Below are 6,367 nucleotides of genomic sequence, written 5' to 3' on the forward strand. Positions count from 1 at the left end.
TTAACAAGCTCGGCAGTGGCTATAGACAATGAGATTCGATCGAATCGTAGCTAGCTAATAATTAGGTAGAGTAATAAACATTTATTACTCTACCTATATCGATCGGAAGGATATTTTAAAGCTCTTAGCCAAGTTTCTCGAATACTTTGAACATGGGGAGATACATCGAAAGTAGAATTACGGCTACCATCCCTGCCAAGAAGACCATCATAATTGGTTCGAGGACACTGGTGAGAGCTTTAACCGCTTGTTCGACTTCATCTTCATAGAAGTCAGCAACTTTCATCATCATTGTATCTAGTTCCCCGGTTTCTTCCCCGATGCTGATCATTTGAATTGCCAGCGATGGGAAAACTTTTTCACGTTGCAGGGCATTGCTTAACATCCCCCCTTGTTGAACTTCCATTTTGGACTTTTCGATCGCGTTAGAGATAACTTGATTGCCCGCTGTATCGCGAACGATATCTAGTGAGTTGAGAATCGGTACGCCCGATCGAGTTAATGTACCAAAAATTCGACAAAATCTAGCAGTTGCTGATTTTTCATTTAAGTCACCCAAAATCGGCATTTTCAAGAAAAACCGATCCATCGTCAGTTTACCAATGGTGGTTTTATAGTATTGAGTGTATGCAAAAATCAAGCCGCCAACTATAACGATCGGGATGATTACCATCCAACTAGTTAGTACCCCACTTACGCCCAACATAAATAGTGTCAATCCCGGTAACTCTGTACCCAATCCTTTGAAAATATTTGCAAATACTGGGATTAAGAAGATTGTCATCCCTAGAAATACCAACAGTGCCAAAATTCCTACAGCCACAGGGTACGCCATTGCTCCTTTGACTTGGTTTTTGAGTCGAGACATATCTTCTAAAACCTTAGCCAGACGATTGAGTACTTCATCGAGTACCCCACCAACTTCACCAGCCTGCACCATACTCACATAAAGAGTATCGAAACATTCTGGATGTCGGCGCATGGCATCAGACAGGTTAATCCCTTGTTGGACATCCAGACTCACTTGTGCGAGTACCTTTCGCAGCTTGGGATTACCACACTGCTCGGAAAGCACTGTCAAACATCTCACCATTGCCACACCTGCATTGACCATCGCTGCAAATTGGCGAGAGAATACCGCTTTATCACGAACCGTCACCGGGTTCATGGCTGCTTCGATGTCCTGTAAGTCAATTTTAGTGATATCAAAAGATTTGACTGGTCTGATATTTTGAATGAACTGGTATTTCTGTTTGAGTTTTTTCCGAGCTGATTCTACTGTTTGAGCGTCAACTTTTTCTTGTTTGACATTTCCTTGAGAATCGCGGACTTCAGCTATAAAAGTTGGCATGATTTAGGGGATAGGGGATAGGGGATAGGGGTTAGGATTTTGTTTGGGTAAAGGGTAAAGGGTAAAGGGTAAGAGAGTAGATAATCACTATTCCCTATTCCCTATTCCCTATTCCCTAATTTCTCCCATTCGCTGCCATCGTAGGTGTAGATCCAATCAGACGTTGAAGTTCATCAGGTCGAGAGGATTTAGAAACACCAACTTCAAAAGAAATCGTACCTTCGCGAATGTGTTTAGCGAGGATCGATTCCATCGTGTTCATGCCTAGCTTGGCTCCAGTTTGAATCGCACTATAAATTTGGGCGGTCTTACCTTCACGAATCAGGTTAGAAATTGCGGGTGTGACGATCATGATTTCTTGAACCAAGACGCGTCCGTATTCACCAGGTTTGGGTTTTTTCTTTTGGACGAGAGCTTGACTGAAGACGGCAACTAGCGAGTTAGATAACTGGGCGCGGATTTGGGGTTGTTGTTCGGGGGGAAATACATCCAACATCCGATCGATCGTTTGAGCGGCGGAACTAGTGTGCAATGTCCCCATGACTAAGTGCCCAGTTTCAGCAGCACTAATCGCCAAACTAATCGTTTCTAAATCACGCAATTCTCCAACTAGAATTACATCTGGATCTTCGCGCAAGGCTGCTCTAAGCGCATTGGAGAAACTTTTAGTATCTTCACCTTTTTGACGCTGGTGAATGAGGCTTTTAACATTTGGGAAGACATATTCGACTGGATCTTCGATCGTCAAAATATGCTCGGCACGAGTCCGATTGATTAAGTCGATCATGGCTGCCATCGTGGTGGTTTTACCAGAACCAGTCGGCCCTGTTACCAGAATCAATCCGCGCGGACGATTGCTCATTTCTCTGACGATATCGGGCAATCCCATCTGATCGAAGTTGGGGATTTTGGAAGATAATGCCCGCAAACAAGCAGCATAACAACCACGTTCTTTATAGACATTGACCCGAAATCTTGCCAACCCTTTGACGCCATAAGAGCAGTCGATTTCCCAGGTTTGTTCGAGTTCTTTGCGCTGAGTATTATTGAGCATACTAAAAATCAGTTTTTGGCACTCTTGCGGCGTGAGTGGTTCTTCACCAACCGGGGCAAGTTTACCGCTAACGCGAAAATAGACAGGCGCACCTGCTTGAATGTGCATGTCGGAGCCACCCATTTCAACGAGTTGCTCCATTAGGTCTTCGATCATTAGTTCAGACATAGGTTTAGGAAGTGGATAGTGGATAGTGGATAGTGGATAGTGGATAGTGGTTAATGTTTAGATCCTTTTAGGACGCATGTGTCCTTTCTGTTTGCTATTCACTATCCACTATTCACTAATTCTCAAATCTAGGTGTCATACAATACGGACAATCAAGCCATTCCGGTTTGAGGTCTGCCGCGCACGTCCGACAGATAAGGGTGGTTTTGCGTTTGGCTTTGATTTCGGCTTCCAAACCAGAGTCGGTAAAGGTGACGCGTTCGACTTCATCGAGCGTAGTCTGACCTTCTTGCACCATTTGGAGGCTGTAAGCCAGCAGTGTTTTCATCCCCTGCTGAACTGCGGTTTCCTTGATCAGGGCGGTGGAAGCGCGTTGGTTGATGAGCGTCGCTAGCTCATCGGTAATTTGCATGACTTCATAGACACCGACTCGACCGCGATAGCCGACGCCATTGCAGTTTTTGCACAGACAGCCAGCGGCTTTGGCAGATTCGATCGCGTCGTTAGAGAGTTCGTTAGCTTTGTAGAAGGTGATGACTGCATCACCCGAAGCAGACAACCCAAATCGACCGAGTTCTTCGCGGGTGGGAGTATAGGCGATCCGACATTCCGCACAAGCTTTCCGCAGGAGTCGTTGCGCGACAACGCCGATGAGGGCTGCCGAAACCATGAATGGTTCGACGCCCATCTCATCGAGCCGCGCGATCGAGCCTGCCGCGTCGTTGGTGTGTAAGGTAGTCATGACCATGTGACCCGTTAAAGCCGCCTCCATGGAGGTTTTAGCCGTCTCTTGGTCGCGAGTTTCTCCCACCAGGATGATGTCGGGATCTTGCCGCATGAAGGCGCGTAAGATCGAAGCAAAGTTCATCCCTTTTTCGCGAATTACCTGTACCTGGTTGATGCCAGGGAGGGCATACTCGATCGGGTCTTCCGCCGTACTAATATTGACACCAGGATCGTTACGTTCGGCGAGGAGAGAATAAAGTGTCGTCGATTTACCCGAACCAGTCGGCCCAGTCACCAAAATCAAGCCAAACGGGCGACTACCCATCGCTCGGACGATTTCCAGCGATGGCAGATCGCTAATTAACTTATCCAACCCCAATTGCGTCGAGGAGTTATCCAAAATCCGCATACAGACTTTTTCCCCATACCGACTCGGGAGGGTACTCATCCGAAAGTCTACTTTGCGACCTTCAAACGTCCGCCGAATCCGACCATCTTGAGGCAACCGCCGCTCGGCGATGTCCAATTCGGCGATGATTTTGAAGCGGGAGATCACCGCTGGAATGATGTGTTTGGGCAAAATTGGGAAACTCTGACGCAGGACGCCATCCTTGCGAAACCGCACTCTCAAGCCTTCCTCTTGTGGCTCGATGTGAATGTCCGAAACTTTTTCCATCAAACCCTTAGCGAGGATTTGATTGACTAACTTGACTACCGGAGCGGCTTCTGCCCCCTGAACGTCGATTTCATCATCTAGCTCATCTTCGACCCCACCTAGCTCGGGCGTATCAAAGTTTTCAATTTCGACATTGAGATTTTTCTGGGAATTATCGGCGGCATCCTGTTGGATCCGCTCATCCAAATAGCCATCTAAAAGTTTTTGATAATCTTCTGGCGCGATCACCTCACTGCGCCAAGCAATCCCGTGGGGACGGAGAATTTTGTCCAAATCGTTTTTGGCTTGGAGATCGTTGGGCGCGATCATCGCTACCGTGAGAATCGGCGGATCGCCTTCCATTTTACCGATCGGCAATAGCTTAAGTTGCCGACAACTATCAGCAGAGATAAAAGTATCGATTAACGTCCGTACTTGTACCTTGTCAATTTGCGCGGAGGTAATATCTACCGCGTTCAAACCGTAAACAATTTTCAGCTCGAATAACTGTTGTTTTTTATATTGATTTTGTAACTCGGCTGGCAAAGATTTACCCGTCAGGGATTCCAATACCTCCGTCAAGGGGTGGTTGTTGGCCCGACTATCAACCAATGCTTGTTTGAGCTGTTCGGCGTTGACATAACCCGACTGAATCAGCTTATTGCCGAAAGGGGAAAAGTCGTTGCGGACGATTAGTGCCCGTTTTGGGGATGAAGATTGGGTCATAGCTGCTGTAGTTGTCTCCTTAGCTTTACAGTATGCCCACAGTTGCACTCAATCTCTTCATTAGGTGGAAATCTGTTACTACAATCGCTAAATTGTGCCGCTGGGATCGATTCTCGTTCCGAGAGGCTTTGCCAACGAGTGACCCCCGATCGCTTTTGTGGGATGCTTTCATTACTGATGGTGGTGTTTTATGTCACTCAGTTGGGCATGATAAAGTGAGACCATTTTCTGTGAGTTAACGGTTTGTCGATCGGGAGGCTTGATAATGCCAACCGCAGCTCGATCTCTTTGTTAGGTCTGCTTGCTAGCGGTGCGGAAATTACGCCGCTCGAATCCGATGATGCTCCTAGCTCAGTGGCGCTGCATAGGGTTAGACTAATCCTAATGCTAGTCAATCTCGATCGAGCGCACGCTCGACCCAAATCAGATTTATACTCAAAAGGCAGATTCACTGAATCAGCCTTTCTTACAGATATACATTTAAAGTATGTATTTAAGAATTAATCATTGGCTTGCACACGATCGATTTAGGATCGAAATTGCTTAGCAGTCTGTTAACAGAGAATGAACGAACGATGAGTGAAACCCCACAACAGCCAATTCAACCCGGTGACGATCCGATGTCATCCCAGCTACCATTAGAGACCGAATCGCCGCAGCCCACGGTGGAGACCGTAGCCGCAACTAACGACCCAACTACTTCGCCGCCAGAAGTGGCCGCAGAAGGGGTGAGTACTAATGTTGATGCTATTAATCCCCCAGGAGCGACACCAGCAGGCACCGTCGAACCCGAGTCGAACCCAACCGATCGATCTGAAGTTCAGTTATTGACGGCTAAGTTGGCGGAGATTTCCAATCAACGGGACGCCTTTCAAAGTCAATATCTGAGAATTGCTGCTGACTTTGATAACTTCCGCAAGCGCAATAGCAAGGAAAAAGAAGAGACGGAACTTCGCGCTAAACAGTCCACGATCGTGGAACTCTTGAGTGTTGTAGACAACTTTGAGCGTGCTAGAACTCAAATTAAACCTCAAAACGATGGGGAATTAGGGATTCACAAAAGCTATCAAGGTGTATACAAACAATTAGTCGAAAGTCTCAAGCGGATTGGGGTTTCGCCCATGCGTCCCGAAGGACAGCAATTCGACCCCAATCTCCACGAAGCGGTGATGCGGCAACCCACAGAGGAACATCCTGAAGGTACCGTAATTGAAGAGTTGCAACGCGGCTATTACTTAGGAGATCGGATTCTTCGACACTCCTTGGTCAAAGTCGCCGCGCCACCCGAGCAATTGTCGGCAGAAGACGCGACGAATTTCGACGCTGCTTAATCGGTAGCAGCCTATTCTACCCTCACTCGATCGCATGACAGCCATCTCGACCCGCGTGGGCTTGCTCACTCGCCACAGCAGCGATCGTGCGATCGAGGATTAATCTCTAGCTAATGCTAGATCCCTCGTTTTTCCATTCTTTAAATATTGCCTCAAGTTTATGGCAAAAGTCATCGGCATCGACCTCGGTACAACCAATAGCTGCGTCTCTGTTCTAGAAGGCGGCATCCCTGTCGTCATTTCCAATGCGGAGGGCGGTCGTACCACTCCTAGTATCATTGGATTTGCCAAAGGCGGCGAACAACTCGTCGGTCAACTCGCCAAGCGTCAAGGCGTTACTAATGCGGAAAATACCG

5 protein-coding genes are annotated in these 6,367 nt (G+C 47.4%); 2 read left to right on the top strand and 3 right to left on the bottom strand.

The features are described 5' to 3' along the window. Positions 1–124: 124 nt before the first annotated feature. The 3 genes from RMO35_RS23150 to RMO35_RS23160 all read right to left on the bottom strand — a co-directional run bounded on the left by RMO35_RS23150 (position 125) and on the right by RMO35_RS23160 (position 4,680). Positions 125–1,351: a type II secretion system F family protein gene (locus RMO35_RS23150; protein ID WP_309744764.1), complete on the bottom strand. Its 1,227-nt coding sequence runs from the start codon at positions 1,349–1,351 to the stop codon at positions 125–127. Positions 1,352–1,466: 115 nt separating this feature from the next. Further along, the gene (locus RMO35_RS23155; protein ID WP_309744766.1) at positions 1,467–2,573 is read right to left on the bottom strand and encodes a type IV pilus twitching motility protein PilT; all 1,107 of its coding nucleotides are present in this window, start codon (positions 2,571–2,573) and stop codon (positions 1,467–1,469) included. A gap of 115 nt (positions 2,574–2,688) precedes the next feature. Then, the gene (locus RMO35_RS23160; RefSeq protein ID WP_309744768.1) at positions 2,689–4,680 is read right to left on the bottom strand and encodes a GspE/PulE family protein; all 1,992 of its coding nucleotides are present in this window, start codon (positions 4,678–4,680) and stop codon (positions 2,689–2,691) included. Positions 4,681–5,255: 575 nt separating this feature from the next. Here RMO35_RS23160 and grpE point away from each other — a divergent pair. Both grpE and RMO35_RS23170 read left to right on the top strand, forming a co-directional pair. Beyond that, complete coding sequence (grpE, locus tag RMO35_RS23165) at positions 5,256–6,011, top strand: nucleotide exchange factor GrpE (RefSeq protein WP_309744770.1); 756 nt, start codon at positions 5,256–5,258, stop codon at positions 6,009–6,011. Positions 6,012–6,171: 160 nt separating this feature from the next. After that, on the top strand, positions 6,172–6,367 hold a 196-nt coding region (locus RMO35_RS23170), incomplete at its 3' end, for an Hsp70 family protein (RefSeq protein WP_309744772.1).

The organism is Chamaesiphon sp. OTE_20_metabat_361 (assembly GCF_031364565.1).